Source organism: Falsiroseomonas ponticola, from assembly GCF_016805305.1.
GTDB classification, from domain to species: Bacteria; Pseudomonadota; Alphaproteobacteria; order Acetobacterales; family Acetobacteraceae; genus Falsiroseomonas; species Falsiroseomonas ponticola.
In genome coordinates this window covers 1,183,987-1,210,069 of the sequence record NZ_JAERQN010000001.1, presented here as the reverse complement: position 1 = coordinate 1,210,069, position 26,083 = coordinate 1,183,987, and the positions used below count along the sequence as shown (strand labels likewise).

Below are 26,083 nucleotides of genomic sequence, written 5' to 3'. Positions count from 1 at the left end.
TGGCCCGGGGCAACGCCCGGGTTTAGGGCGGCCGGGCGGCGGCGTCACCCCCTTGGTACCCACCGGCGGGGGCCGGGCCGGCCCGCCCCACCCACCGCCGGCGGGGGGATGGGGCCACCGTCGCAATCGTGATGCAGCCGCAAGGAGCGCCCGGCGTTTCGGACCCCGATCGCAACACCAGGGCGCACCCACATGTTCATCACCGGCACCGACAACGCGGACACGCTGTTCGGCACAGGCTCCGACGACACCATCATCGGCGCGGCCGGGGATGACTACATCAACGGCGCCGGCGGCTTCGACATCGCCGCCTACTGGACCTCCCCCTTCGGGATCGTGGTGCGGCTGTTCGCCAACACCACGGACAATGACGGCTTCGGCGGGCGCGACACGCTGGAGAACATCTCCGGCGTCGCCGGCACGGGCCATGACGACCTGATCTATGGCAGCGACCTCGGCAACTACATCCAGGGCTTCATGGGCAACGACACGATCTTCGCGCTCGGCGGCGACGATCTGGTGCGGGCGGGAGAGGGCGACGACTACATCGATGGCGGCGCGGGGACGGACCGCGTCTTCTTCCTCGGCAACCGGGGCAACTACCAGATCACGGCCATCCAGGACGGCTTCCAGATCGTCGATACCGTCGGCAGCTACGGCAGCAACACCGTCCTGAACTTCGAGCTGTTCCAGTTCAGCGACCGCCAGGTGACGGCGGCGGAGCTGCTGGACCCGAACGCGCCCGGCGATGGCCTGCCCTACCCGCGGGAGGATGCGCCGCCGGAGGGGACGCCCCCGGCCCCGGCGACACCGCCCTCCGGCTTCAATGCCGCCGCGCTGCGATCCAGCCAGTTCGGCATCGATGTGGGCTGGAACAACGAGACGGTGCTGTCCCGCCACCTGGTCGATGTGAACGGCGACGGGCGGGCCGATATCGTGGGCTTCGGCAATGCCGGCGCCTTCGTCGCGCTGGCCGATGCCGCCGGCGGCTTCAACGCCGCCACGCTCGCCACCAGCCAGTTCAGCATCGATTCCGGCTGGAACAACGAGAACACCTATTCCCGCCACCTGGCCGATGTGAATGGCGACGGCCGCGCGGATATCGTGGGCTTCGGCAATGCCGGCGCCTTCGTGGCGCTCGGCACGGCCAGCGGCGGCTTCAACGCGGCGACGCTCGCCACCAGCCAGTTCGGCATCGATGCGGGCTGGAACAACGAGAAGGTGCTGTCCCGCCACCTGGCCGATGTGAATGGCGACGGGCGGGCCGACATCATCGGCTTCGGCAATGCCGGCGCCTTCGTGGCGCTCGGCAATGCCGGCGGCGGCTTCGACACCGCCCGGCTCGCCACCAGCCAGTTCGGCATCGATGTGGGCTGGAACAACGAGAATGTCTATTCCCGCCATCTCGCCGATGTGAATGGCGACAACCGGGCCGACATCATCGGCTTCGGCAATGCCGGGGCCTTCGTGGCGCTCGGCAATGCCGGCGGCGGCTTCGACACCGCGCGGCTCGCCACCGACCAGTTCGGCATCGATGCCGGCTGGAACAACGAGAATGTCTATTCCCGCCATCTCGCCGATGTGAATGGCGATGGCCGGGCGGACATCATCGGCTTCAGCAATGCCGGCGCCTATGTCGCCCTCGGCACCGCGAGCGGCGGCTTCGCCACGGCCACGCTCGCCACCAGCCAGTTCGGCATCGATGCGGGCTGGGCCAACGAGAATGTCTATGCGCGCAACCTGGCCGATGTGAATGGCGACGGCCGCGCCGACATAACGGGGTTCGGCAATGCCGGGCTCTGGGTGGCGGAGGCCGGCAGCATCTGGAGTTGAGGCGCCGCGCCCCGGGGCTGCGCGGGCGGCGCCTGGCCGGTAAGGTCGCCGCCGCCAGCAACGGGGAGGCCCCGGCGTGAAGGACATCGTGGTCTTCGGCACCGGCCCCGTCGCGGAGCTGGCGGCCTTCTACTTCCGGGAGGATGCGGGACGGCGGGTGGCGGCCTTCACGGTCGATGCGGCCTATGCGACCGCCGCGACCTTCGCAGGGCTGCCCCTGGTGCCGTTCGAGGCGATCGAGGCGCGCTTCCCGCCCGCCAGCCATGACGTCTTCGTGGCCCTGGCCTACACGCAGCTCAACCGCCTGCGCCGCGCGAAGGTGGAGGAGGCGAAGGCCAGGGGCTACGGCATCGCCCATTATGTCAGCCGCCGCGCCACCCGCTTCTCGACCTTCGAGGAAGCGGAGAACCAGTTCATCCTGGAGGACAACACGATCCAGCCCTTCGCGCGGGTGGGGCGGAACGTCACGCTGTGGTCGGGCAACCATATCGGCCACCACAGCACCATCGCGGAGGATGTGTTCATCGCCTCCCATGTCGTGGTGTCGGGCGGCGTCACGGTGGGGGCGCGCAGCTTCATCGGCGTGAACGTCACCATCCGGGACCATGTGACCATCGGCGCGGATTGCGTCATCGGCGCCGGCGCGCTGGTGCTGCGGGACATCCCGGACGGGTCCGTGCTGGCGCCGGGGGGGACCGAGGTCAGCCGGGTGCCGAGCCACCGGCTGAAGCGGATCTGATGGGCTGGCGGAGGATCGGCCGCGTCTTCGCGCCGCCGGCGCCGGGCGCCGATCCCGCACTGGCCAGCCATGCGGCGCTGCCCGTCGCGCATCCGCTGGGCGGCGACCTGGTGCGCATCTTCTACAGCGGGCGGGATGCGGCCAACCGCTCCGCCATCGGGTCGCTGGTGCTACGGGTGGGGGAGGCCCCGGTGCTGGAGGAGGCCTCCCCCCTGCCCGTGCTGGCGCCCGGCGGCACCGGGGCCTTCGACGATGCGGGCTGCGGCATGGGCTGCGTGGTGCCGGCGCCGGAGGGGGACCGGCTCTACTACATGGGCTGGAACATCGGGGGTTCGGCGCCCTGGCGGAACGCCATCGGCCTGGCCCTGGGCGATGCGGCGGCGGGGCGCTTCGAACGCTTCTCCGCCGGGCCGGTGATGGACCGGGACCCGGTCGATCCCTTCAGCCTGTCCTATCCCTGGGTGCTGCGCACCGGCCCGGATGACTGGCGGATGTGGTACGGCACCAACCTGGCCTGGGGCGCGGCGCGGTCGGATATGCGCCACGCCATCCGCGCCGCCCGGTCCATGGACGGCATCGCCTGGCGGCGCGACGCCGCGCCCTGCATCGCGCCGGAGGGGGAGGAGGTCGCGGTGGCGCGGCCTTCCGTGCTGCGGGACGGCGCGGGCTTCGCCATGTGGTTCGCGGCGCGCGGCGAGGCCGGGCCCTATCGCATCGGCCGCGCGCTTTCCGCCGATGGCACGTCCTGGCGGCGCCACCCCGGCGGCATCGACGCGCAGCCGGGGGGGTGGGAAGGCGGTGCCGTGGCCTATCCCGGCGTCTTCGACCTGCTCGGCCGGCGCTGGCTGCTGTTCAACGGCGCGGGCTACGGCGCCACGGGCATCGGGCTCGCGGTGTGGGAGGGGTGACGGAGGATCACCGTGAACTCCCACAGCCCGTAATCCTGCAGCACCGCCGCATGGTGGCCATGGCGCGCGACGATGGCGGCCAGGGTGGCGGCGGGATCGGCATAATGCAGGTCGGCGCGGCGACGATCGGGGTCGCTGTGCAGGCTCAGCATGTTGAAGGCGAAGCCGCGGCGCGATGCCCGGGCCAGGCCCTCGATCACCGCCTCCACATGGGCCGCCCAGGCGCCATGGTCGGCGCCGCGGATGACGTTGAGGATGCCGCTGGCGATGGCGTAGTCCACGGGTTCCGGGCTTTCGCTGCCCTGGCGGAAGATGCGATCCGCGCCTTCCCCATGCAGGCGGCGGGCGGTGGCCACCATGCCGGGGGCGATGTCGAGCCCGATATAGCGGCCGCGATGGCCATGGGCGCGCAGGAAGGGCAGGAAATCGCCATAGCCGCAGCCGAGGTCGAGGATGCTGGCATCGGCGTCGTGCTCCACCAGCCGGAGGAACTGGCGGTGGCGCAGGCGCTGCCCGGCCTCGTCCTTCCAGTCCACGCCGCGGGCCGTCGGGCCATGGGCGGCCAGCGCCTGTTCGTAATGGGCGGTGACGGCGGAGAGGATGGGCTGGTCCATCAGGGGCGGGCCTTCGCGGGGCGGCACGGCGCATCGCCTGGCGTGGGGCATCGGGCAGGGGCAGGCGGCGGGGATGGTCGCATGCCCGCACGAACCTGGCAGGAAGCGCATCGATCCGCCCGTCACGTCGAAGTCATCCGCCGGCGGGGCGTGGCGCCCGTTCAGGCGCCCAGAACCTGCCTCGCCCCCGCCGGCCCCAGGGTCAGCAGCGGGTCGAGCACGGAGACCGCGGGCTCGAACGCGCCCCAGAGCTGGGGGTATTCCGGCAGCCCCGCATAGCTCATCCATTCCACCGCCATGCCGCGGGCGGCGAAGGCGCCCTCATCCAGATAGGCCTGGGCGGAGGGGCCGGAGAGGTAGCGGGTGGCGCCGGCGGCCGCGGCCAGCTCGACCAGCCGCTGCGTCGGGTCCAGCGCATCCAGCCTCTCCCGCGGCAGCAGGTCCACATCCCGCAGGAAGGGGGTCGTGATGCCGAGCAGCGCGCAGAGCGCCCGCGTCAGATGCTGGTTGACCCCCGACAGCATCGGCTGGTCCGCCACATCAGCATAGGCGGCGCGGACGGTATCGATGACTGAAGAAAAGCCGGCGCCGCGGCGATAGGCGCCCTCGATGCTGCGCAGGTGCTTCGCGGCCCAGCCGGGCTCCGCGATCTCCATCGCATCGATGGGGCTGAGGTAGTTGCCCTTCTGCTTCACCGGGATGGTCAGCCACAGCGGGCCCTGCGCGGTCTTGATGCGGTTGCGCGTCCGCCAGTCCCGCCGGGTGAACTGCACGCTGTCGAGGAAGACATAGGCATCCGCCCGCGCCATCATGGCGAAGGCGCCGCGCCAGGGGATGTAGCTGGACTGGACGATGGCGACGCGAGTCACGCGTTCCGCCCATAGAAGGCCGCGATGGCGTCGATGACGCGCGCGACCTCGCCCTCACCGAGGCCGAGATACATGGGCAGCCGCACCAGCCGCGCGGCGATGTCGTCCGTCACGGACAGGTCGCCATGGGCGCGGCCGTAGCGCAGCCCGGCCGGGGCGGAATGCAGCGGGACGTAGTGGAAGACGGCGTGGATGCCGCGCGCGTTGAGATGCGCGAGCAGCGCGCCCCGCGCCTCCGCGTCCTTCGTCAGCAGCCAGAAGATGTGGCCGTTGGCCTCATCCGCCGTGGCGGCGGGCAGGGTGACATGGCCGGCCCGCGCCAGGCCGGCCAGGCCTGTGCGATAGGCCTCGTAGCTCGCGCGCCGCGCCTCGATGATCGCGGCCGCCTGCTCGAACTGGGCGTAGAGGAAGGCGGAGACGATCTCCCCGGGGCAGTAGGAGCTGCCGATGTCCCGCCAGGTGTATTTGTCGATCTCGCCGCGGAAGAAGCGGCTGCGGTCGGTGCCCTTCTCCCGCAGGATCTCCGCGCGCTCGATCATCCGCTCGTCATTCACCAGCAGCGCGCCGCCTTCGCCGGAGATGATGTTCTTCGTCTCGTGGAAGGACAGGCAGCCGAGATGGCCGATGGTGCCGAGCGCCCGGCCCTGGTGGTGCGAGAGGTGGGCCTGGGCCGCATCCTCCACCACCAGCAGCCCGTGGCGGTCCGCGATGGCCATGATCGCGTCCATCGCGCAGGCGACGCCGGCATAATGGACGGGGACCACCACGCGGGTGCGGGGCGTGATGGCGGGCTCGATCAGCGCCTCGTCGATGTTCAGCGTGTCGGGCCGGACATCGACGAAGACGGGGGTGGCGCCGCGCAGCACGAAGGCCGTGGCGGTGGAGGAGAAGGTGAAGGAGGGCATGATGACCTCATCCCCCGGCCCGACATCCGCCAGCATCGCCGCCATCTCCAGCGCCGCGGTGCAGGAATGGGCCATCAGCGCGCGGCGGGCCGGCAGTTCCCGTTCCAGCCAGGCCTCGCAGCGCTTCATGAAGGGGCCGCCGCCGGCGATGGTGCCGTTGCGGATCGCCTCCTCGATATAGGCGAGCTCGCGCCCCACCATGGTCGGGCGGCCGAAGGGAATCTTTCCCACGGGGGGGCCAGGGGACTGGCCCGGATCAGGCGCGGCGGCGTCGGTCATGCAGGGCGTGTCGGTCAGGGCGGCAGGGGCGTCAAGCCGAAGCCGCGCCCCGCCGGCACCAGTTGACGAATCGTAACAACAACCGCTCTATCGGCGGAACCATGGCGTGAAGCGGGAGAGATGACGCCTTGACCCATCCGCTGATCCGCAGCCTCGCCCGGATGGTGCCGCTGGTGCGGGCGCTGCACGACCGCCAGATCGCCCTGGCCCGCGGCGTGGAGGCGCTGGAACAGGCGCTGGCGGAGGCGCAGGCGCGAGAGAGGGCGGCGGAGGCCGAGCGCGCCGCGGCGATGCAGCGGCTGGAGGCGGCGGTCCGCGCCCAGCCCGCCACCACGATCGAGCAGGCGCTGACCATGGTGCGCGCCGAATACACGGTGATGCCGCGCTTCGGCTTCCACCAGCCGATCGACTACCTGGAAACCACCATCCCCCCCGTCTTCGGCCCGCCCGTGGCGGTGCCGGGGGAGGCGCTGCCCCTGCCCGCCCCGGCCGACCGCTACGGCTACCCCGCCGACGATGCCGCCTACCTGGCCATGGGGCGGCTCGACGCCGACATGTTCAAGGCCCAGATCGCCCGCCACCTCGGGCGGCGGGAGGGGCTGGCGGTGCTGGATTTCGGCTGCTCCGTCGGCCGGGTGCTGCGGCATTTCGAGGGCGAGCGGCGGGACCTCGGCTGGCAGCTGCAGGGGGTGGATGTGCAGGCCACCTGCATCGAATGGCTGCGGCTGCACTTCCCGCCGGAATACCAGGTCTTCACAGGCACCGTGCTGCCGCACCTGCCGCTGCCGGACAACAGCCTCGACGTCATCTATGGCATCAGCGTCTTCACCCATGTGAAGTACCTCTGGGATGCCTGGCTGCTGGAGCTGAAGCGGGTGCTGAAGCCGGGCGGGCTGCTGCTGCAGACCATCCATACGGAGAATGCCTGGGCCTTCTACCGCCGCCACAAGGACGAGCCCGGCATCATGCAGCACCTGCCGCCCGCGATCCTGGAGCATGAGGCGATGCCGCATGACTGGATCCATCGCGGCGACATCGGCATCAGCCAGGCCTTCTGGAAGGCGGAGGTCGCGCGCCGCTTCTGGGGCCGGTACCTGGAGGTGATCGACGTGCTGCCGCCCCAGCACCACGACAGCTTCCAGGACTTGATGGTCTGCCGCAAGCCGGTGGGCTGACCGGCCCGCCCGGCGCCCCGCGGGCCGGCTGTTCCCTGGACAGCCGCCCGACATTTCTCCACAAGCCTCCGCTGGACGGCCCGGGCGGCGGGCCGGCCCGCCGCCAGAACGGATGCAGCACCTGATGCGCCAACTGATCCTCGACACCTTCCGTCGCGCTGCCGGCACGAAGCAGCTCCGCCTCACCGTGGAGGCGCTGGCGACCGAGGTCTCGACCCTGCTCGGCACGCAGGGCCCGGGCAGCGAGGTCGCGAAGCGGCGGGAGGTGATGGAGCGCCTGGTCCGGGTGGGCGACTTCCCGCTGCAGGCCTGGTGGGAGCGGTCCTACTGGGAACCCGTGGTGCAGATGGCGATCCGGGACCATGTCCGGCCCGGCGACATCGCCTTCGACGTGGGGTCCAATGCCGGCGCCTTCGCCGTGCAGATGTCCCGCCAGGCCGGCCCGCGCGGCATCGTCTGCGCCTTCGAGGCCAGCCCGCGCATCATCGGCCGCACCCAGCACAACCTGGTGCAGGCGGGGGCGAACAACGTCACGCTCTACCACCGGGCCATCTGGCACCGCAGCGGCGACTTCGTGCATATCGAGGCGGGCTCCCACCTGAATGACCGCGTGGCGGAAGGCGCGGGCGGCGTGCCGGTGCCGACGCTGGCACTCGATGACTTCATCGCCGCCACGGGCCTCAGCCCCAGCTTCGTGAAGATGGACATCGAGGGCGCGGAGCTGGATGCGCTGCGCGGCTGCCCCAAGCTGCTGGCGGAAGGCCGCCCCGTCATGGCGCTGGAACAGGCGCCGGACGACATGCGCTGCCACGCGCTGCTGGTGGCGGCCGGCTATGTCGCGGTGGACCTTTCGACCGGCAAGCGCATCCGCCAGGCCTCCGACTTCTCCTCCCCCACCGGGGTCGTCAACGTGCTCTTCGTGCCGGAGGAGAAGGCCGCCACGAACCCCTATTGCGACGAGCGGCAGGAGGTGGTGATGGCCATCCCCGGCAGCCGCTTCACCCGCGATGCCGCCGGCGGCGCGGCGCTGTCGGACCCGCCGACCCTGCCGGCGGGGCGCTACGTGGTGCGGGCCGATTTCTCGGCCAGCGGCAAGCAGAACGAGGTCTTCGCCGGGCTGGAAGCGGATGGGGAGGTGGTCTTCCGCTACCACACCCACACCGCCTTCCTGGCGGAATGCTACCGCGAATGGGTGGTGCAGCTGGATCGCCCGGCGAAGGTCGCGCCCTTCCTGCGCTTCCTGAACGGGTCCGACCCGACGCTGGACTGGCGGGGCGTGGAGGTGATCCGCCTGCCGGGCTTCGACAGCGTGGCCGGCCCGCTGATCTTCTGACCGCCGCCCCTCCCGATCGACAGGCAGAGACGCGCATGCGCCGCATCATCCTCGACACGCTCCGGCGCGTCACCGGCACGGGCCACCTGATCCGGGAGGTGGACAGCCTGAAGGCCGACATGGCCGGGCTGCGGGCGGAGCTGGCCCGCGCCAACGCGACCGCGGAAGCCACGCTGGCCGCCATCCGGCAGCCGCTGCCGCAGCTGCCCGGCACGCCCTACTCCACCGTGGCGATCCCGCTGGAATACCCGCCTTCCCGCGACATGCGGCCGCGCTGGGGGGAGACGAAGCCCCTGCTGCAGCCGATCGTGGACTGGATCCGGCCGCATGAGGCGGAGTACCGGAAGACCCTGGCCGCGATCCGGGCGCGGGTGCCGGCGCTGTCCCGCATCGCGCTGGATTTCGATGCCGCCCGGCTGCCGGAGCCCGCCTGGCGCGGCGTGCCCATCGCGCCCTTCGACAGCGCCGCGCTCTATACCCTGGTGGGGGAGCGCAAGCCGAAGCTCTACCTGGAGATCGGGTCGGGCATCACCACCGCCTTCGCCTGGCGATCGGTGAAGGACCACGGCCTGTCCACCCGCATCGTCTCCATCGACCCGGAGCCGCGCGCCGCCATCGACGGCATCTGCGACGAGGTGGTGCGCGCGGGGCTCGAGACCTGCGACCTCTCGGTCTTCGACCGGCTGGAGGCGGGCGACATCCTGTTCCTGGATGGATCCCACCGCGTCTTCATGAACAGCGACGTGACGGTGTTCATGCTGGACGTGCTGCCGCGGGTGAAGCCGGGCGTGCTGATCCATGTGCACGACATCCAGCTGCCCTGGGACTACCCGGACATGTTCACCAACTGGTACTGGAGCGAGGCCTACATCCTGGCCGCCTACATCATCGGCGCGGCGGAGAAGCTGCGCCCCGTGCTGCCCACCACCTGGGTCTGCCGGGACGCCGCCTTCGCCGACTGGTTCGCGACGCCCCCCGTGGACCTGGGCGCGCAGAACGATGGCTGGCGGGGCGGCGGGTCCATGTGGTTCGAGAAGCTGGCCTGACGCCGGGCCGGCCTGCAACCGGCTGACTTAACGCCGGTTTCACCGCACTGCGGTAGGGATTGCCGACGGCCCGGCGGGGGCCGACGGAGCCCCTCTGGATGTCGCAGACGCTTTCGGGCGACAACGTCACCGACAGCATCTTCACCTGGACCTTCACGGCCAACTCCGGCGACAGCTGGGGGGGAACCCTGGTCGATGACAGCACGCGCTACGTCGTCGGCTCCATCCTGAACACCGCCTTCGGGCGCTACACCATCGTGGCGGCGGCGCCGCAGGGCACCGACCTGTCCCCCTTCGGGCTGGATGAGGGGCGGATCACCGTCTCCTGGTACCGGGATTCCTCCGGCGTCTTCCTGGTGACCCGGAACGGGGAGGGGGTGACCGCCGGCACGGCCGGGCTGGGGTCGGAAGCCGATGCCGCCTGGAACGGCGTGGCCTGGGACAGCTTCGGCGGCGGCGGCGCCGACCAGGCGGACCCCGGGGAGGTGGCGGACAGCTTCTTCACCTGGACCTTCACGGCCGATACCGGCGACGTCATCCAGGGCACGCTGCTGGACGACACCCGCAACTGGGACCCGGGCGACACGCTGCGCACCGCCTTCGGGATCTACCGCATCGATACCGAGACGCCCTATGGCCGGGATCTCGGCAATGCGGGGGTCGAGGGCACGATCACCATCCTGAGCTACACGGATTTCCACGCCGACATCCAGTTCACGCTGGAGACGGGGGCCTCCGGCCCCGCGGGCTATGGCGGCTTCGGCAGCGAATGGGACCGCGCCTGGACGGGCAGCGCCTGGGTGCCGGTGGGCCAGGGCGGCGCGCTGCAGGCGGACCGGCAGCCGGACCGGGTCTTCAACTGGCGCTTCACCTTCAATAACGGCGACTACTACGAAGGCACCTTCATCGGCCACAGCACCGCCTTCGCGGTGGGGGACACCGTCGACACGGCCAATGGCCGCTACCTGATCCAGCAGGAAAGCATCTATGCGGGCCCGATCAGCACCCAGGGCCTGGTCTGGGTGTTCCGCTACTACGATGCCTCGGTCAACGAGATGCTGCGGACCTACCAGTTCAACGTCGCCGGCACGGCCAGCGGCACGCGGGGGCTCGGCAGCGAATACGACTATGCCTGGGACGGCGACGAATGGGACGATTTCGGCGTCGGCGGCATCCACCGCGCGAGCGTCGAGCGCAACAACCTGTTCGGCTGGACCTTCACCGCGAATTCCGGGGACCGCTACTCCGGCTGGCTGATCGCCTCCGACGAGGCCTATGCGGCGGGCGACACGGTGGCGGGCGCGCAGGGCAGCTACCGCATCAACTCGGAAGGCGCCTGGGGCGGCAGCGCCGGGGCGGGCACGATCTACACCACCAACTACGTCGATGCGGGGTCGGGGCGGAGCTTCGACACCTATTGGTGGAGCGTGGCGGGCGGGCAGCCCAGCGGCCGCGGCGGCTTCGGCAGTGAGTACGACTACATCTGGAACGGCAGCGAATGGGATGATTTCGGCGTCGGCGGCATCCACCAGGCCAGCTACACCATCAACACGCTGCACGCCTTCACCTTCACCGGCACCAACGGCAGCCGCTACACGGGCTGGCTGGTGGAGGACAGCACGCGCTACGCGGTGGGCAACACCATCGCCACCAGCCAGGGCAGCTACCGCATCACCTGGGAGGGTGACTGGGGCGGCACGCAGGGGCGCGGCACCATCTGGACCGACAGTTATTTCGACGCGGCATCGGGCCGCAGCTTCGGGACCTATACCTGGACGGTGGGCGGCGGGCGGCCCAGCGGGCTCGGCGGCTTCGGCAGCGAATACGACTACATCTGGAACGGCAGCGAATGGGACGATTTCGGCGTCGGCGGCGTCCACCAGGCGCGGTACACCATCAACACGCTGCACGCCTTCACCTTCACCGCCAGCAGCGGCGACCGCTACACGGGCTGGCTGGTGGAGGACAGCGCCCGCTACGCGGTGGGCGACACCATCACCACCAGCCAGGGCAGCTACCGCATCACCTATGAGGGCGATTGGGGCGGCGCGGCCGGCCGCGGCAGCATCTGGACCGACAGCTACTTCGATGCCGGCACCGGCCGCACCTTCGCCACCTATTCCTGGGGCACGCTGGGCGCGCAGCCCAGCGGCCGCGGCGGCTTCGGCAGCGAATACGACTACATCTGGGACGGCGACGACTGGGATGATTTCGGGGTCGGCGGCATCCACCAGGCCAACGTCACCGTGAACACGCTGTTCGGCTACACCTTCACCGCCAACAGCGGCGACCGCTACACAGGCTGGCTGATCCAGGACGACACGCGCTACGCGGTGGGCGACACCATCGCCACCAGCCAGGGCAGCTACCGCATCACCTATGAGGGCGCCTGGGGCGGCGCGGCCGGCAAGAACTCGATCTGGACGACCAGCTACTTCGACGCCGCCAGCAACCGGACCTTCGACACCTACTGGTGGAGCGTGGCGGGCGCGCAGCCCAGCGGCCTCGGCGGCTTCGGCAGCGAATACGACTATGTCTGGAACAACGGCGCCTGGGACGATTTCGGCGTCGGCGGCATCCACCAGGTGAAGGTGGAGATGCGCGTGATGATCAGCTGGATCTTCCGCGCCACCAGCGGCGACGCCTATACCGGCCTGCTGCTGGAGGATGCGGACACCTACGCGCCCGGCGACACCATCACCCGCCCCAACGGCACCTACACGATCCAGTCGGAGACGGCGACGACGCGGACCGACCATCCGCTCGGCACCATCTGGACCGCGGCCTATTACGACGCGGGCACGACCCAGTGGCTGAACAACACCTGGTACTACGGCGTGTTCAACGGCCTGCCGAGCGGCCGCGGCGGGCTCGGCAGCGAATATGACTTCGTCTGGAACGGCGTGCGCTGGGATGATTTCGGCATGGCCGGCGTGCACCAGGTCGATGTGGTCCGCTCCTCCGGCGGCGACCTGTTCGGCTGACGCCCCGCGACGGCCTCGGCTTGCCCGCCCGCGCCGCATGGGCGAGAACGGCACGCCGCATCAGGATGACGAGGCATGGTCAAGGCGTTGCGTATCGTGTTCTTCCTCGGCTTCACCTTCGCCGGGCTGCTGATGCTTGGGGCGTCCTTCTGGCGCGCGCTGTTCGGCACGCTGGCGCTGGTGGCGCTGCGCGTCACGCCGGTGCCCGATACCGTGGTCTATGGCATCGGCGCCGTGATCTTCGGCCTCGGCATCCTGCAATGGAGCAGCGGGGTCGTCATCCCGCGGTGAGGAGGGGGCGGAGCCCCGCGAGCAGCCGGTCCACCTCCGTCGTCCAGTCCGGCCCGCCGGCGGCGCGCGCCTCCGCGCGGAGCCGCGCCAGCGCGCCGGGCGCCGCCAGCCGGTGGAGCGCGGCGGCGAAGGCCTCCGCCGTCACGGCGCCGGCCAGCACGCCGCCCGCGCCTTCCCGCACCTGCTCCACCAGCCCGCCCACCGGCGTCGCCACCACCGGGATGCCGATCGCCAGCGCCTGCGGCGCGATGCCGGACTGGCTGGCTTCCCGGTAGGGCAGCACCACCGCATCGGCCTCCGCCAGCAGGGAGGCGATGGCCTCCTCCGCCACCCAGCGCGCCTCCACCGTCACGCCGGGCAGCGCGGCGAGGCCGGGGGCGCAGCCCTCCGCATCCCCCTCCCCCACCACGCGCAGCGTCGCCCCGGGATGGGCGGCCTGGAAGACGCGGAAGGCATCGCGCAGCAGGTCGAGCCCCTTGTAGGCGCGGAGCCGCCCGAAGAAGAGCAGCCGCGGGCCGGCATCCGGACGGCCGTGCGGGGGAACGGCGGCTTCGCCGCGCGGCGCCGGCGCGGCGCCGGACAGCAGGGCGGGCAGCGCCATGCGGATCACGGGCAGGCCCGGCGCCTCCCGCGCCAGGGTCCCGGCCACGGCATCGGAGAGCGCGACCGCGGCCCGCGCCGCGCCAAGCTCCCGCCGCAGGCGCCACCCCCAGGCGAAGGCGGGATCGCCGGGATGCGGGGCCGCGTCATGCACGACGGGAACGAAGCGAATGCCGGCCGCAGCCAGGGCGGGCGCCACCAGCGGCGTCCAGGTATGCGTCATGCCGGACAGCACCAGGTCGGCGCCCCGCGCCTGGTCCACCAGGCGCCGCGCCAGGCCCGGCACGCGCAGCAGCCCGGTGGCGAATCCGCCGAGGTCGCGATAGGTCTTCACCATGTCGATCGGCGCGCCCAGGGCGCGGAACCCATCCAGCAACTCGCCCTGCGCGGAGACGGAAAGGCTGAGCCCGATTCCGGGCCGGCCAGCCAGCGCACGGGCGAGGCCGAGCGAGAACTGCGCGCCGCCGCCGCGCCGGCCCCAATACCACAGCAGGATCCGCATGCGCCGCCCTACCACCCGGGCGGGCGGGGCGGAAGCCGTGCCGCCCGGCCCCAACGCACCGGCCGTGCCAGATGGGCGGTGCCGCGCGGGCGGCCCATCACCCATGGCTGTATCATCGCCGTGATCGCGCCATCTTGGGTTGCAATGATCGGTGCCGTTAACACATCGTTCAGAGTCTATAAGGGAATCTGGACAATCCTGGCGGCCAGCCCGCCACCGGAGACGTGATGCTCGATTGTCTGATCCCGGGTGAGGCGCCGGCCCTGCCGCTGCACCTCGTCACCCGGGGGGGTCTTGAACCGCTGCTGAACCGCCTGCCGCCCGGCCAGGCGGCCTTCCTGCGCGCCAGCGGCTTCACGGCCAAGGCGCAGGAATGGCGGCTGCTGCCCGGCGGTTCGGGAATCGAGGGCGCGGTCGCCGGGCTGGGCGATGATGCGGCCTCCCCCTGGGCCTATGGCGGCCTGCCCATGGCGCTGCCCGAAGGCACGGATTGGCGGCTGGAGGGGGAAGCGCAGCCGGAGGCGGCGGTGCTGGGCTGGTGCCTCGGCGCCTATCGCTACACCCGCTTCAAGGCGCCGGCCCGTCAGCCGGCGCGGCTGGCGACCCCGCCCGGGGCCGGGACGGCGCTGGCGGAGGCGCGGGCGATCTGCCGGGGCCGGGACCTGATCAACACCCCGGCCGGGCATCTGGGGCCGGAGGAGCTGGCCGCCGCGGTCGGCGACCTGGCGGCGGCGCATGGCGCGGCGTTCGAGGTGATTGCCGGCGCGGCGCTGGAAGCGGGCTTCCCCGCCCTGGCCGCGGTGGGCCAGGGCAGCCCGCGGGCGCCACGCGTGGCGGTGTTGCGCTGGCAGGGGCCGGGCGCGGGCGCGGATGCGCCGCTGGTCGCGCTGTGCGGCAAGGGCGTGTGCTTCGATACCGGGGGGCTCGACGTGAAGCCCGCCGCGGCGATGCTGCGGATGAAGAAGGACATGGGCGGCGCCGCCACCATGATCGCGCTGGCGGAGATGCTGATGGCCGCCGGCACGCCGATCCGGCTGCTGCTGCTGGTGGGGGCGGTGGAGAATGCCGTCTCCGGCACCGCCTTCCGGCCGATGGACGTGATCGCGACCCGGAAGGGGCTGACGGTCGAGATCGGCAATACCGATGCGGAAGGCCGGCTGGTGCTGGCCGATCTGCTGGCCTTCGCCGCCGAACAGGCGCCGGCGCTGGTGCTGGATGCGGCAACCCTGACGGGAGCAGCGCGTGTCGCGCTCGGCCCGGATCTGCCTGCCTTGTTCTCCGATAACGCGGAAGTGGCGAAAACCATCCTCCGTTTCGGCCTGGACGTGCAAGACCCGCTTTGGCAGCTGCCATTACATAGAAGTTACGTTTCTTGGCTGGACAGCACGATCGCCGATCTCAACAACGTTGCAACGAAGCCGATGGCGGGGGCCGTGATCGCGGCCCTGTTCCTGCGTCGCTTCGTGCCGGACGACCTGCCCTGGGCCCATCTGGACCTCTACGCCTGGAACGACCAGGCGAGGCCGGGACGTCCGGAGGGCGGGGAGATCCAGGCGGCACGCGCGCTTTCCCGCGCGGTGGCAGCCCTGCTGCTTCGGCGCGACAACCCTTGACGGTAACGAAATCGAGATGAAACGGGAACTTTCTGCCTCAAAACGCTCTCAGAAGAGCATACAGCGGCAGCACCTTTCACAGAGCGATTCATCGGAAGGGCGCGCCAGGGGCCGCCAGGGCGCGCCATCCAAGGCGGCGCCAGGCAGCCGGAAGCGCGCCGAGGAAGGATTTGAGACCATGGCAACGCAATCTTCGCCCGACCAACTCGTCGGCATTCTTCGCGACACGGTCGTCGCCCTCGTCCGCCGGGATGGGCCCGACCTCTCCGCCCGGCAGCTCGGCGTGTTCCTGACCGTGTACCTGACCGACGGCCCGCACACCGTTCGCGGCCTGGCGGCGGCACTCAACGTCTCCAAACCCGCCATCACGCGGGCGCTGGACCGGCTCGGCGAACTCGACCTCGCCCGCCGCAAGGTGGACCCGATGGACCGGCGCAGCGTGCTGGTGCAGCGCACGCTGAAGGGCGCGTCCTTCCTGCGCGACATGCGCAGCATCATGGCGCAGGCCGAGCAGACGGCGCGGGAGAGTGCGCCGGCCGCCAGCGAGGCCCCGGCGGAAGCGCGCCGCGCGGGTTGACCCTGCGTGCCGCCCCGCACCGGGGCGGCTCCCGGGCCTGCCGGCCTCAATAGCCGGCGCTGAAATCCACCAGATTCATCAGGGGCTCCCCGGCCCGGGCACGGCGCAGATTCTCCACCACCTGGGGCGCCGCGCTTTCGGGGATGGTGATGCTGGCCGCGTGCGGCGTCATCACCACCTTCGAGTGCGACCAATAGGCATGCTCCGCCGGCAGCGGTTCCGGCTGGAAGACATCGAGCGCCGCGGCCGCGACCTGCCCGCTTTCCAGCGCCGCCAGCAGATCCGCATCCACCACATGCCCGCCACGCGCGCCGTTGATCACGAAGGCACCGCGGGGCAGCAGGCCGAGCAGCCGCGCATCGACGATGCCGCGCGTCTCCGGCGTCAGCGGCAGCAGGCAGACCAGGATGTTGGACTGCCGCGCCATCTCGGCCAGGCCATCGGCGCCATGGAAGTTCCGCACGCCCTCCACCGCCTTGGGCCGGCGCGTCCAGCCCATGACGGGAAAGCCGAGCCGCGTCAGCAGCCCCGCCGCATGGGTGCCGAGTTCGCCGAGGCCGAGGATGCCGATGCGCGTTTCCGCCGTGACAGGGGCGGGCAGCTCCTCCCACCGCCTGGCGGCCTGCAGCGCCCGGTACTCCAGGTCCTGCCGGTGAAAGCGCAGCACGTTCAGCAGCACCCATTCGCCCATCTGCGTGGTCAGCATCCGGTCCACGAGCCGCGCCACGGGGATGCCCGGCGGCGGCCCCGGCGGGCGCAGCAGATGGTCGACGCCCGCGCCCATGGAGACGATGAGCCTGAGGTTCGGGTAGCGGCGCAGCTCCGCCATGTCATGCGCCGTCCAGACCACCGCGGCCTCGATCGCCGCGGGGTCCCCGGCATCGGGGAAGAGGCGGATGTCGAGCGTGGGATCGACGGCCAGCAGCGCGCGGCGCCACCAATCCATCGTCGCGGCCTTGGTGGAAAGCAGCACGGCCATCAGGCGGTTTCCCTGGTCAGCAGGCGCACGAAGCCGCGCCAGTCATCGCGCCGCGTGGCGGCGAATTTCCGCCCGTCCGGCAGCTCGGCATAGAGGCTCAGGACCCCCTTGGCCCAGAGCGCGTCGAAATAGGCTTCCGAGCTGATGGCAAGCGCGCTGGTGCGTTCGAAGACGCCGTCGCGGATGCGCGGCTGCACCTTGGTGATCCACCACCAGCACCCCACCGCCAGGATCGCGGCGCCGAGATACCAATGCACCAGCGCCGTCCCGACGAAGGAGGCCGTGAGGATGCTCGCCGCCGGCCAGATGTTCTCGGCGTATTGGTATACGGGGCTGCCCGGCGAGTTCATCTTGCGGATATGGACGCCGAGCTTCAGCACCTGGCTGTCCAGCAGCGCGCGCAGCAGGTCGAGCGGCGGCCGGGGATCCGGCTCCTGCTCCTCGGTCTCACTCATGTCCGGACGTGGCCCTCTCCCCCGGCGGCGGAAAGGTCGAAGGCCGCCGCCATCAGGGCGCGCGTGTAGGCTTCCCGCGGCGCGGCGACAACCGCCTCCGCCTCCCCTTCCTCCACCACCCGGCCATCCTTCAGCACCACGATGCGGTGCGCCAGCGCGCGGACCACGCGGAGGTCATGGGAGATGAAGAGATAGGCGAGCCGGTGCCGCGCCTGCAGGTCCCGCAGCAGCTCCACCACCTGCGCCTGGACGGAGACGTCGAGCGCGCTCGTCGGCTCATCCAGCACCACGAGCCGCGGCTTGAGCACCAGGGCGCGGGCGATGGCGATGCGCTGGCGCTGGCCGCCGCTGAACTCATGCGGGTAGCGGTCGATCATGGAGGGGTCGAGGTTGACCTCCCTGAGCGCCTCCGCGACCCGCGCCTCCTGCTCCGCGGCGGAAAGCGCCTCATGCACGCGGAGCCCCTCGCCCACGATCTCGCCGACCGTCATGCGCGGCGACAGGCTGCCATAGGGGTCCTGGAAGACGATCTGCATGCGCCGGCGCAGCGGCCGCAGCGCGCCGCCGTCGAGGCCCTGGATGTCCTTGCCCTCGAAGCGTATCGGGCCTTCGGAGGATTCGAGCCGCAGCATGGCCAGGCCGAGCGTCGTCTTCCCGCTGCCGGATTCGCCGACCAGGCCCAGCGTCTCACCCTCCCGGATCGAGACGGAGACGCCATCCACCGCCTTCACCGTGGCGACCACCCGGCGGAGCACGCCGCGGCGGATCGGGAAATGGACCTTGATGTCCTCGCCGCGGAGGATTTCGGGTGCAGCCGACTGCACCGGTGCGGGGCGGCCGCGCGGCTCCGTCGCCAGCAGCATCTTCGTGTAGTCATGCTGCGGGTCGTCGAAGACCTGGGCGACGGGCCCAGCCTCCACGGCCTTGCCGTGGCGCATCACCACCACCTCATCGGCATGGCGGCGGACGATCTGCAGGTCATGCGTGATCAGCAGCAGCGCCATGGACAGGCGCTGCTTGAGGTCCCGCAGCAGCTCCAGGATCTGCGCCTGGATCGTCACATCCAGCGCCGTCGTCGGCTCATCCGCGATCAGCAGCGCGGGATCATTGGCGAGCGCCGCCGCGATCATCACGCGCTGGCGCTGCCCGCCCGAGAGCTGGTGGGGATAGGCGCCGAGCCGATCCGCCGCCTTGGGGAAGCCGGCACGGCTCAGCAGCTCGATCACCCGCTGGTCGAGCGCCGCGCCGGAAAGCGGCCGGTGCAGCGTCACCGCCTCCGCCACCTGGCGGCCGACCGTGTGCAGCGGGTTGAGCGAGGTCATGGGCTCCTGGAACACCATCCCCGCCACGCCGCCGCGCAGCCGCCGCAGCGCCTCGCCCTCCGCCGCCAGCACATCGGTGCCATCCAGCGTGATGCGGCCGCCGGGATTGGTGCCGCCAGGGCCCAGCAGCCGCAGGCAGGACAGGGCCGTGACGGACTTGCCGCTGCCCGATTCCCCCACCAGCGCCAGCGTCCGGCCGCGATGGACCTGGAAGGACACGCCCTCCACCACCGTCTTGCCGCGGAAGGCGACCGAGAGATCCTCGACCTTCAGGATGGCGTCGCTCACCGCCCACCGACTCCCCTTGAAGCGGTCGGCGGCCTCATCGGCCGCCTCCGGGTAGCTTCCGCGGATCGAAGGCATCGCGCACCGCCTCGCCGACGAAGATCAGCAGGGTCAGCACGCCGCCCAGCACGCAGAAGGCGGTGATGCCGAGCCAGGGGGCCTGCAGGTTGTTCTTGCCCTGCGACACCAGCTCCCCCAGCGAGGCACTGCCCGGCGGCAGGCCGAAGCCGAGGAAATCGAGGCTTGCGAGAACGGTGACCGACCCCGACAGGATGAACGGAAGAAAAGTCAGCGTGGCCACCATCGCATTCGGCAGGATGTGGCGGACCATCAGCGCGGTGTCGGAGACACCCATCGCCCGCGCCGCCCGCACATAATCCAGGTTCCGGCCGCGCAGGAACTCCGCCCTGACCACGCCCGTCAGCCCCATCCAGCTGAACAGCAGGAGAAAGACCAGCAGGGTCCAGAAACTCGGTTCGATCACGCTGGCCAGGATGATCAGCAGGTAGAGCTGCGGCATCCCCGACCAGACCTCGATGAATCGCTGGAAGCCGAGATCGACCCAGCCGCCGTAATACCCCTGCACCGCCCCCGCCGCGATGCCGATCACCGAACTCACCAGCGTCAGGGTGAAGCCGAACAGCACGGATATCCGGAACCCGTAGATCACCCGCGCCAGCACATCCCGGCCCTGGTCGTCCGTGCCCAGCCAATTCCGTGCCGAAGGCGGCGCCGGCGAGGGCCGGCCGAGATCCCGCACCACCGTGTCATGCCGATAGGGGATCAGCGGCCACACCGCCCAGCCGCCGCGATCCGCGAATTCCTTCCGCAACTCCGGATCATGCCAGTCCATCGTCACCGGCAAGCCATCCGGCAGGACCTCCTCCTCCGCATAACCGACCACGACCGGGAACAACCACTTCCCATCGACGCGCGCGACCAAGGGGCGGTCATTCGCAATGCCCTCGGCAAACAAGGTCACGACGAACAACAACAGGAACACCCATAGCGACCAGAATCCCCGCCGATTGGCGCGAAAGTTGGCGAGGCGCCTGCGTGTGATGGGGGTCATGCGCGGGTGGCCCTTCCGGGGGCGCTGCCCCCGGGCCCCCGCCGGGGGGCGTGGCGCCCCCCGGGCCCCGCCAGGACTCTAGATGCCCGAAGGGAGGGGGGCCGAAGTGCCCCCCTCCCTTCGGGCATGTATTGCCGGTGGTCCAGGAGGCCCCTGCCTCCTGGTGGGGGTCCAGGGGGCAAAGCCCCCTGGAAGAAGCCGCCAGCGCACACCCCCGCCATCACCGCCGGGCCTCGAAATCGATGCGGGGGTCGATGATGGTGTACATCACGTCGCCGACGATCTGCATGAGCAGTCCGAGCAGGGTGAAGATGTAGAGGGTGGCGAACATGATCGGGTAGTCGCGCCGGATGGCGGCTTCGAAGCCGAGCAGGCCGAGTCCGTCCAGCGAGAAGACGATTTCCACCAGCAGGGCGCCGGTGAAGAGGATGCCGATGAAGGCCGCCGGGAAGCCCGCGATGATCAGCAGCATCGCGTTGCGGAAGACGTGGCCGTAGAGGACGCGGTTTTCCGTATTGCCCTTGGCCCGCGCCGTGACGACGTATTGCTTGCCGATCTCGTCGAGGAAGCTGTTTTTCGTCAGCATCACGAGTCCCGCGAAGCCGCCGATGACGAGGGCGAGCGTCGGCAGCGCCATGTGCCAGGCGTAGTCCGCGGCGCGTTGCCAGAAGGGCCAGGTCTCGGAGCCGGAGGTGGCCAGGCCGCGCAGCGGGAAGAGTTGCAGGAAGGACCCGCCGGCGAAGAAGACGACGAGCATGATGGCGAAGAGGAAGCCCGGGATGGCGTAGCCCACGAGCACGACGCCGGAGGTCCAGAGGTCGAAGCGCGACCCGTCCCGCACCGCCTTGCGGATGCCGAGCGGGATGGAGACGAGGTAGATGATGAGGGTGGACCAGAGGCCGAGGCTGATGGAGACGGGCATCTTCTCGATGATGAGGTCCACCACCGGGCGGTCCCGGAACAGGCTGCGGCCGAAATCGAAGGTCAGGTAGCCCAGCATCATCTCCTGGAAGCGGACATGGGCGGGCTTGTCGAAGCCGAACATCTTCTCGATGTCGCGGACGATGGCGGGGTCGAGCCCCCGGGCGCCGCGGTAGTTGCCGACGGGGCCGCCGGCACTCTCCCCCGATCCCATGGAGGGTCCGGCGCTGCCGGGCTGGCGCGTCTCCCCGCCCCCTTCGCCTGTCAGGCGGCCGAGCACCTGGCCCTCTCCGCGCAGTTCCGCGAGCATCTGCTCCACGGGGCCGCCGGGGGCGAATTGCACCACGGCGAAGTTGATGACGATGATCCCGAACAGGGTCGGGATCACCAGCAGCAGCCGGCGGAAGATGTAGGCGGCCATGGGCGGTGTGGGGCGCTAAAGCGCGCGGCGTGCGTCGGGCAGGGCGCGTTCGCGCTCCGCATCCACCCACCACCAGTCGAGGGAGAGGTTGTAGCGGGGGTTGCGTTCCGGCCGCACCAGCTTGTCCCAGTAGGCGATGCGGAAGGTGCGGCTGTGCCAGTGGGGGATGACGTAGTTATGGGCCAGCAGCACGCGGTCCAGCGCCCGCGTGCGGGCCACCAGCTCCTCCCGGTCCGGCGCGGTCACGACGAGTTCGACGAGTTCGTCGATCGCGGGTTCGCAGATGCCGCCGACATTCTGGCTGCCGGGCTCCCGCGCCTTCTCGCAGGTGAAGTAGTCCCGCTGTTCGTTGCCGGGTGACAGCGACTGGCCCATGCTGTCGATGGTCATGTCGTAGTCGAATTCGTCCATGCGCTTCTGGTACTGCGCGGGATCGACGGTGCGCACGCGCACCGCCATGCCGAGCCGTTCCAGCCACTGGACGTAGGGCAGCGCCACGCGTTCGAAGGTGGCGCCCTGCAGCAGGATCTCGAACTCGAAGCGCTGGCCTTGCGCATTCACCAGGCGGCGGTCGCGCACCTGCCAGCCGGCGGCCTGCAGCAGGGCGAGCGCGCGGCGCAGGCCTTCGCGGTTGTTGCCGGAGCCATCGGTGACGGGCAGGCGGTATTCGCTGGTGAAGACCTCCGCCGGGACGCGGCCGCGAAAGCGTTCCAGGATCTCCAGCTCCCGCCCCTGCGGCAGGGCGGAGGAGGCGAGTTCGGAGTTGGAGAAGAAGGAGCTGGTGCGCGCATAGGCGCCGAAGAAGACATTGGCGTTGAGCCATTCGAAGTCGAAGACTTCCACGAGCGCACGGCGGACGCGCGCATCCTGGAACAGGGGGCGGCGGAGGTTCACCGCCCAGGCCTGCATGCCGGTCGGCAATTCGTGGCGGATCTCCTCCAGCTTCACCAGGCCGCGGCGGCGGGCGGGGAAGTCATAGGCCGTGGCCCAGTCGCGGGCCACGTTCTCCGTGCGGAAGTCGATCTGCCCGGCCTTGAACGCTTCCAGGGAGACGGTGTTGTCGCGGAAGTATTCGAAGCGGCGGACGTCGAAATTGTGCTGGCCGCGCATGGAGGGGATGTCCCGCGCCCACCAATCGGCGACGCGGCGATAGACGATGCTGCGCCCGGCCTCGAAGCGCTCGATCCGGTAGGGGCCGGAGCCCAGCGGGGGTTCCAGGATCGGGCGGGCGAAGTCGCGCCCCTGCCACCAATGCTGGGGCAGCACCACCATCTGGCCCAGGATCAGCGCCAGTTCGCGGTTCTGGTCGTCCTTGAAGCGGAAGGTGACGCGGCGCTCCGATTCAGCCACCACCTCCGTCACATCGGCGTAGTAGGCGCGGAAGCCCGGGCGGCCGTGCTGGCGCAGCGTGTTGAAGGTCCAGACCACGTCGGCGGCGGTGACGGGGCGGCCATCATGCCAGCGCGCGGCCGGGTTCAGTTCGAAGGTCACGCCCTTCCGGTCCGCCGGCAGTTCCACCCACTGCGCGAGGTAGGGGTATTCGGTGCTGGCCTCGTCCGCGCTTTCCTTCAGCAGCGTGTCGTAGAGCAGGTTGAGGCCCACGGCCGCCGTGCCGCGGATGACGAAGCCGTTGAAGCTGTCGAAGGAGCCGAGCGCGGTCAGCGCGATCTCGCCGCCCTTCGGCGCGGCGGGGTTCACCCAGGGGAAATGGGGGAAATCCGCGGGCAGGGAGGGCTCCCCCAGCAGGGAGAGGGCATGGGTGCGCACCGCCTGGCCCGGGGCGGCGCTGCCGCCGGCGGGGGTGGCGGCATGCGAAAGCCCCGGGATGGAGACCCCGAGGGCGGCGGAGAGGGAGAGCAGGTCGCGGCGGCGCATGCCCACAGTTTGGGGGTTCGCCCCCTCTGCCGCAACGTCCGCCGCTGGCGGAACGCGCGACAAGCGCGGCCTCAGCCGGCCAGGAGGCGGGAGATTTCCGGCAGCAGGGCGGCGTCACCCACCGCCAGCACGGTGCCATCGCTGTCGAGGCGAAGCGGCCGGCCGGCCCAGTCGGTGCAACGGCCGCCCGCGCCTTCGATCACCGGGACCAGCGCGGCCCAGTCCCAGGGCTTCATGGTGGCGTCCACCACGGCATCCACCAGGCCGAGCGCCAGCAGCCCATAGGCGTAGCAGTCGCCGCCCCAGGTGGTGCGGCGCGCGGCGGCCTTGGCGGCGGCGAAGCGCGGCGCGGTGTCGGCATCGAACATGTCGGGGGAGGTGCAGGACAGCTCGGCCTCCGCCAGGCGGCCGCAGGGCCGGCAGCGGGGCGTGCCGCCGAAATCGGAGCGGAATTCCGTGGCCTGGCCGCTGAGGCCGATCCAGCGTTCGCGCGTCGCGGGCTGGTCGATCACGCCCAGCACGGGGACGCCCTTGTGGAGCAGGCCGATCAGCGTGCCGAAGAGGGGGCGGCCCGTGACGAAGGCGCGGGTGCCATCGATGGGGTCCAGCACCCAGACCCAGTCGGCGCCCGGGTTGGTCTCCCCGTATTCCTCCCCGATCACGCCGTGGTCGGGGTGGCGTTCGGCGATCAGGGCCCGGATGGTGCGTTCGGCGGCCTTGTCGGCTTCCGTCACCGGGCTGGCATCGCCCTTGGCTTCGACGAGGAGCTGGGACCGGAAGAGCGGGCGGATGACGGCACCGGCCGCATCCGCCGCCGCTTCGGCGGTTTCCCGGAAGGCTGCCGGGATCAGGGCAGCGGGACCGGGTTCGGCGAGAGGGTGCGGAGATAGGCGATGACGTCCGCGCGCTGGCCCGTGTTGCTGATGCCGGCGAAGGCCATGCGGGTGCCCGGCATGGCGGTGGCGGGGCGGGCGAGGAAGGCGTTCAGCGCCTCATAATCCCAGGGCTTGTCGGCGAGCGCCCGGTTGGCGGCGGAGTAGTTGAAGCCGGCGGCCTGGGCGTGGCCCTTGCCGACGATGCCATAGAGGTTCGGACCCACGCCGTTCGGGCCGCCCTGCGCGAAATTGTGGCAGGAGGCGCAGAGGCGGCCGGCGAGCGCGCGGCCATTATCGGCATTGGCGGCGGCCAGCAGCGGGCTGATCGGCTCCAGCGCCGGCGCGGCGGGGGCGGCGGCGGCGGCCGGCTGGGCGGCGGCCGGGGTGGCCAGCGCGCTGGTCTCCAGCTTGCGCGGATGGACGATCAGGTCGCCGATCAGGCCGGTGACCATGAAGGCGATGCCGGCCGTCAGCACGGCGGCGGCAACCTTGTTGACTTCCAGACTCATCCTGGAATGGACCCTTCCGAAGCGCTCCGCCCGCCCGAAGACGCGGCGGCGGAGCGGCGCTGCGACCCGGCTTGGGCGAAGCGATGCCCGAGAACCGTTAAAACCTTGCAAGTGGCTGGGCTTGCGCCCTGCCCGCCCTGCCGTAAAACCCGCGGGAACATATAGGCCGCCGCCGGCAACGACAACCCGGCTGGCCGCTGCAAGGCAGGACAACGCCCTCTCATGCCCCAGAATTCCCCCGGTGTGATCGCCTTCCAGGGCCTGCCCGGCGCCTATTCGGACCTGGCCTGCCGCAAGGCCTATCCGGGCTGGACCACCCTGCCCTGCCCGTCCTTCGAAGCGGCCATGGATGCGGTGCGGGACGGCCGCGCGGGGCTGGCCATGCTGCCCTGCGAGAATTCGCTGGCGGGCCGGGTGCCCGACATCCATCGCCTGCTGCCCGACAGCGGCCTGCATGTGGTGGGCGAGCATTTCGAGCGGGTGGAGCATTGCCTGCTGGCGCCGAAGGGCGCCTCCATCGCGACGCTGAAGCGCGCCCACAGCCACCCCGTGGCGCTCGGCCAGGTGCTGAAGCTGATCAAGGAGCTGTCGCTGCAGCCGGTGATCGAGGCCGATACCGCCGGCGCCGCCCAGCTGATCGCGGAACGCGGCGGCACCGGGGACGCGGCCATCGCCAGCGAGCTGGCGGCGGAGATCTACGGCCTCGAGATCCTGCGGCGGAACGTGGAGGATGCGGCGCACAACACCACGCGCTTCTATGTCTGCCGCACCACGCCGCTCGAACCGCCCTATGGCCCCGGCGACTGGGTGACGAGCTTCGTGTTCCGCGTGAAGAACATCCCGGCCGCGCTCTACAAGGCGCTGGGCGGCTTCGCGACGAACGGCGTGAACATGACCAAGCTCGAGAGCTACATGGTCGGCGGCGCCTTCACGGCGACGCAGTTCCTGGCCGATGTCGATGGCCGGCCGGACGATCCCGCCCTGGCGCGGGCGCTGGAGGAGCTGACCTTCTTCTCCGCCGATCTGCGGGTGCTCGGCACCTATCGCGCGCATCCCTACCGGCTGGCGCAGCGCGAGGGGAACTGAGGGGCGCGTTGGCCC

Annotated in this window: 23 protein-coding genes; 11 read left to right on the top strand and 12 right to left on the bottom strand. The window is 70.8% G+C overall.

Annotation, left to right across the window (positions count from 1 at the left end; all coding sequences use genetic code 11):
• Positions 1 to 192 precede the first annotated feature (192 nt).
• The 3 genes from JJI54_RS05845 to JJI54_RS05835 all read left to right on the top strand — a co-directional run bounded on the left by JJI54_RS05845 (position 193) and on the right by JJI54_RS05835 (position 3,480).
• Positions 193 to 1,833 (top strand): FG-GAP-like repeat-containing protein, encoded by a 1,641-nt coding sequence (locus JJI54_RS05845; RefSeq protein WP_203071779.1) that lies wholly within the window; start codon positions 193 to 195, stop codon positions 1,831 to 1,833.
• Between the two features lie 76 nt (positions 1,834 to 1,909).
• Positions 1,910 to 2,572: an acetyltransferase gene (locus JJI54_RS32925; protein WP_203071777.1), complete on the top strand. Its 663-nt coding sequence runs from the start codon at positions 1,910 to 1,912 to the stop codon at positions 2,570 to 2,572.
• The gene (locus JJI54_RS05835; RefSeq protein ID WP_203071775.1) at positions 2,572 to 3,480 is read left to right on the top strand and encodes a glycoside hydrolase family protein; all 909 of its coding nucleotides are present in this window, start codon (positions 2,572 to 2,574) and stop codon (positions 3,478 to 3,480) included. The genes JJI54_RS32925 and JJI54_RS05835 overlap by 1 nt, the downstream gene beginning before the upstream one ends.
• Here the strand turns inward: JJI54_RS05835 and JJI54_RS05830 are convergent.
• The 3 genes from JJI54_RS05830 to rffA form a co-directional block, all read right to left on the bottom strand.
• Positions 3,438 to 4,094, bottom strand: coding sequence for a class I SAM-dependent methyltransferase (locus JJI54_RS05830; RefSeq protein WP_203071774.1), 657 nt, complete (start codon positions 4,092 to 4,094; stop codon positions 3,438 to 3,440). The genes JJI54_RS05835 and JJI54_RS05830 overlap by 43 nt on opposite strands.
• Positions 4,095 to 4,255: 161 nt before the next feature.
• On the bottom strand, positions 4,256 to 4,963 hold the full coding sequence (locus tag JJI54_RS05825; protein WP_203071772.1) for a WbqC family protein: 708 nt from the start codon (positions 4,961 to 4,963) through the stop codon (positions 4,256 to 4,258).
• A complete protein-coding gene (rffA, locus tag JJI54_RS05820) occupies positions 4,960 to 6,147 on the bottom strand; it encodes a dTDP-4-amino-4,6-dideoxygalactose transaminase (RefSeq protein WP_203071770.1) in 1,188 nt (395 codons plus the stop codon). The genes JJI54_RS05825 and rffA overlap by 4 nt, the downstream gene beginning before the upstream one ends.
• 128 nt (positions 6,148 to 6,275) lie before the next feature.
• Here rffA and JJI54_RS05815 point away from each other — a divergent pair, with 128 nt between their 5' ends.
• The 5 genes from JJI54_RS05815 to JJI54_RS05795 all read left to right on the top strand — a co-directional run bounded on the left by JJI54_RS05815 (position 6,276) and on the right by JJI54_RS05795 (position 12,976).
• Positions 6,276 to 7,322: a class I SAM-dependent methyltransferase gene (locus JJI54_RS05815; RefSeq protein WP_203071769.1), complete on the top strand. Its 1,047-nt coding sequence runs from the start codon at positions 6,276 to 6,278 to the stop codon at positions 7,320 to 7,322.
• A 124-nt stretch (positions 7,323 to 7,446) separates the two neighbouring features.
• On the top strand, positions 7,447 to 8,655 hold the full coding sequence (locus JJI54_RS05810; RefSeq protein WP_203071767.1) for an FkbM family methyltransferase: 1,209 nt from the start codon (positions 7,447 to 7,449) through the stop codon (positions 8,653 to 8,655).
• A 35-nt stretch (positions 8,656 to 8,690) separates the two neighbouring features.
• Positions 8,691 to 9,701 (top strand): class I SAM-dependent methyltransferase, encoded by a 1,011-nt coding sequence (locus JJI54_RS05805; protein ID WP_203071765.1) that lies wholly within the window; start codon positions 8,691 to 8,693, stop codon positions 9,699 to 9,701.
• Positions 9,702 to 9,799: 98 nt separating this feature from the next.
• Positions 9,800 to 12,685: an RHS repeat domain-containing protein gene (locus JJI54_RS05800; protein ID WP_203071763.1), complete on the top strand. Its 2,886-nt coding sequence runs from the start codon at positions 9,800 to 9,802 to the stop codon at positions 12,683 to 12,685.
• A 75-nt stretch (positions 12,686 to 12,760) separates the two neighbouring features.
• Positions 12,761 to 12,976: a hypothetical protein gene (locus tag JJI54_RS05795; protein WP_203071762.1), complete on the top strand. Its 216-nt coding sequence runs from the start codon at positions 12,761 to 12,763 to the stop codon at positions 12,974 to 12,976.
• Here JJI54_RS05795 and JJI54_RS05790 read toward each other — a convergent pair.
• Positions 12,963 to 14,078, bottom strand: a complete 1,116-nt coding sequence (locus JJI54_RS05790) for a glycosyltransferase family 4 protein (protein ID WP_203071760.1) — start codon at positions 14,076 to 14,078, stop codon at positions 12,963 to 12,965. The two genes, JJI54_RS05795 and JJI54_RS05790, sit on opposite strands and share 14 nt — an antisense overlap.
• 227 nt (positions 14,079 to 14,305) lie before the next feature.
• On the opposite strand from JJI54_RS05790, the gene JJI54_RS05785 reads away from it, so the two are divergent.
• Positions 14,306 to 15,691: a leucyl aminopeptidase family protein gene (locus tag JJI54_RS05785; protein WP_203071758.1), complete on the top strand. Its 1,386-nt coding sequence runs from the start codon at positions 14,306 to 14,308 to the stop codon at positions 15,689 to 15,691.
• 178 nt (positions 15,692 to 15,869) lie between these two features.
• Positions 15,870 to 16,268, top strand: coding sequence for a MarR family transcriptional regulator (locus tag JJI54_RS05780; protein WP_203071757.1), 399 nt, complete (start codon positions 15,870 to 15,872; stop codon positions 16,266 to 16,268).
• Positions 16,269 to 16,314: 46 nt separating this feature from the next.
• On the opposite strand, the gene JJI54_RS05775 is transcribed toward JJI54_RS05780, so the two are convergent.
• The 8 genes from JJI54_RS05775 to JJI54_RS05740 all read right to left on the bottom strand — a co-directional run bounded on the left by JJI54_RS05775 (position 16,315) and on the right by JJI54_RS05740 (position 24,982).
• Positions 16,315 to 17,247 (bottom strand): 2-hydroxyacid dehydrogenase, encoded by a 933-nt coding sequence (locus JJI54_RS05775; protein WP_203071755.1) that lies wholly within the window; start codon positions 17,245 to 17,247, stop codon positions 16,315 to 16,317.
• Positions 17,247 to 17,702 (bottom strand): hypothetical protein, encoded by a 456-nt coding sequence (locus tag JJI54_RS05770; RefSeq protein ID WP_203071753.1) that lies wholly within the window; start codon positions 17,700 to 17,702, stop codon positions 17,247 to 17,249. The genes JJI54_RS05775 and JJI54_RS05770 overlap by 1 nt, the downstream gene beginning before the upstream one ends.
• The gene (locus JJI54_RS05765; RefSeq protein ID WP_318987449.1) at positions 17,699 to 19,312 is read right to left on the bottom strand and encodes an ABC transporter ATP-binding protein; all 1,614 of its coding nucleotides are present in this window, start codon (positions 19,310 to 19,312) and stop codon (positions 17,699 to 17,701) included. Before JJI54_RS05765 ends, JJI54_RS05770 begins: the two co-directional genes overlap by 4 nt.
• A 34-nt stretch (positions 19,313 to 19,346) precedes the next feature.
• A complete protein-coding gene (locus JJI54_RS05760) occupies positions 19,347 to 20,381 on the bottom strand; it encodes an ABC transporter permease (protein WP_203071750.1) in 1,035 nt (344 codons plus the stop codon).
• A gap of 220 nt (positions 20,382 to 20,601) precedes the next feature.
• On the bottom strand, positions 20,602 to 21,723 hold the full coding sequence (locus tag JJI54_RS05755; RefSeq protein ID WP_203071748.1) for a microcin C ABC transporter permease YejB: 1,122 nt from the start codon (positions 21,721 to 21,723) through the stop codon (positions 20,602 to 20,604).
• 15 nt (positions 21,724 to 21,738) lie between these two features.
• Positions 21,739 to 23,598 (bottom strand): extracellular solute-binding protein, encoded by a 1,860-nt coding sequence (locus JJI54_RS05750; RefSeq protein ID WP_203071746.1) that lies wholly within the window; start codon positions 23,596 to 23,598, stop codon positions 21,739 to 21,741.
• Between the two features lie 71 nt (positions 23,599 to 23,669).
• Positions 23,670 to 24,449 carry a histidinol-phosphatase gene (gene hisN, locus JJI54_RS05745; protein ID WP_203072340.1) on the bottom strand — a complete coding sequence of 260 codons (780 nt, stop codon included), beginning with the start codon at positions 24,447 to 24,449 and terminating at the stop codon, positions 23,670 to 23,672.
• Positions 24,446 to 24,982 carry a c-type cytochrome gene (locus tag JJI54_RS05740; RefSeq protein ID WP_203071744.1) on the bottom strand — a complete coding sequence of 179 codons (537 nt, stop codon included), beginning with the start codon at positions 24,980 to 24,982 and terminating at the stop codon, positions 24,446 to 24,448. Before JJI54_RS05740 ends, hisN begins: the two co-directional genes overlap by 4 nt.
• 222 nt (positions 24,983 to 25,204) lie before the next feature.
• Between JJI54_RS05740 and JJI54_RS05735 the strand changes: the two genes are divergently transcribed.
• On the top strand, positions 25,205 to 26,068 hold the full coding sequence (locus JJI54_RS05735; protein ID WP_203071738.1) for a prephenate dehydratase: 864 nt from the start codon (positions 25,205 to 25,207) through the stop codon (positions 26,066 to 26,068).
• The last annotated feature ends 15 nt before the right edge of the window (positions 26,069 to 26,083 follow it).

What these genes read in the sequence shown, in the direction of transcription:
- JJI54_RS05780 (WP_203071757.1), top strand. Translation starts at nt 15,870, where the DNA reads ATGGCAACGCAATCTTCGCCCGACCAACTCGTCGGCATTCTTCGCGAC.
- JJI54_RS05775 (WP_203071755.1), bottom strand. Translation starts at nt 17,247, where the DNA reads ATGGCCGTGCTGCTTTCCACCAAGGCCGCGACGATGGATTGGTGGCGC.
- JJI54_RS05835 (WP_203071775.1), top strand. Translation starts at nt 2,572, where the DNA reads ATGGGCTGGCGGAGGATCGGCCGCGTCTTCGCGCCGCCGGCGCCGGGC.
- JJI54_RS05845 (WP_203071779.1), top strand. Translation starts at nt 193, where the DNA reads ATGTTCATCACCGGCACCGACAACGCGGACACGCTGTTCGGCACAGGC.
- JJI54_RS05770 (WP_203071753.1), bottom strand. Translation starts at nt 17,702, where the DNA reads ATGAGTGAGACCGAGGAGCAGGAGCCGGATCCCCGGCCGCCGCTCGAC.
- JJI54_RS05790 (WP_203071760.1), bottom strand. Translation starts at nt 14,078, where the DNA reads ATGCGGATCCTGCTGTGGTATTGGGGCCGGCGCGGCGGCGGCGCGCAG.
- JJI54_RS05810 (WP_203071767.1), top strand. Translation starts at nt 7,447, where the DNA reads ATGCGCCAACTGATCCTCGACACCTTCCGTCGCGCTGCCGGCACGAAG.
- rffA (WP_203071770.1), bottom strand. Translation starts at nt 6,147, where the DNA reads ATGACCGACGCCGCCGCGCCTGATCCGGGCCAGTCCCCTGGCCCCCCC.
- JJI54_RS05760 (WP_203071750.1), bottom strand. Translation starts at nt 20,381, where the DNA reads ATGACCCCCATCACACGCAGGCGCCTCGCCAACTTTCGCGCCAATCGG.
- JJI54_RS05800 (WP_203071763.1), top strand. Translation starts at nt 9,800, where the DNA reads ATGTCGCAGACGCTTTCGGGCGACAACGTCACCGACAGCATCTTCACC.
- JJI54_RS05755 (WP_203071748.1), bottom strand. Translation starts at nt 21,723, where the DNA reads ATGGCCGCCTACATCTTCCGCCGGCTGCTGCTGGTGATCCCGACCCTG.
- JJI54_RS05735 (WP_203071738.1), top strand. Translation starts at nt 25,205, where the DNA reads ATGCCCCAGAATTCCCCCGGTGTGATCGCCTTCCAGGGCCTGCCCGGC.
- JJI54_RS05795 (WP_203071762.1), top strand. Translation starts at nt 12,761, where the DNA reads ATGGTCAAGGCGTTGCGTATCGTGTTCTTCCTCGGCTTCACCTTCGCC.
- JJI54_RS05830 (WP_203071774.1), bottom strand. Translation starts at nt 4,094, where the DNA reads ATGGACCAGCCCATCCTCTCCGCCGTCACCGCCCATTACGAACAGGCG.
- JJI54_RS05785 (WP_203071758.1), top strand. Translation starts at nt 14,306, where the DNA reads ATGCTCGATTGTCTGATCCCGGGTGAGGCGCCGGCCCTGCCGCTGCAC.
- JJI54_RS05805 (WP_203071765.1), top strand. Translation starts at nt 8,691, where the DNA reads ATGCGCCGCATCATCCTCGACACGCTCCGGCGCGTCACCGGCACGGGC.
- JJI54_RS05740 (WP_203071744.1), bottom strand. Translation starts at nt 24,982, where the DNA reads ATGAGTCTGGAAGTCAACAAGGTTGCCGCCGCCGTGCTGACGGCCGGC.
- JJI54_RS05750 (WP_203071746.1), bottom strand. Translation starts at nt 23,598, where the DNA reads ATGCGCCGCCGCGACCTGCTCTCCCTCTCCGCCGCCCTCGGGGTCTCC.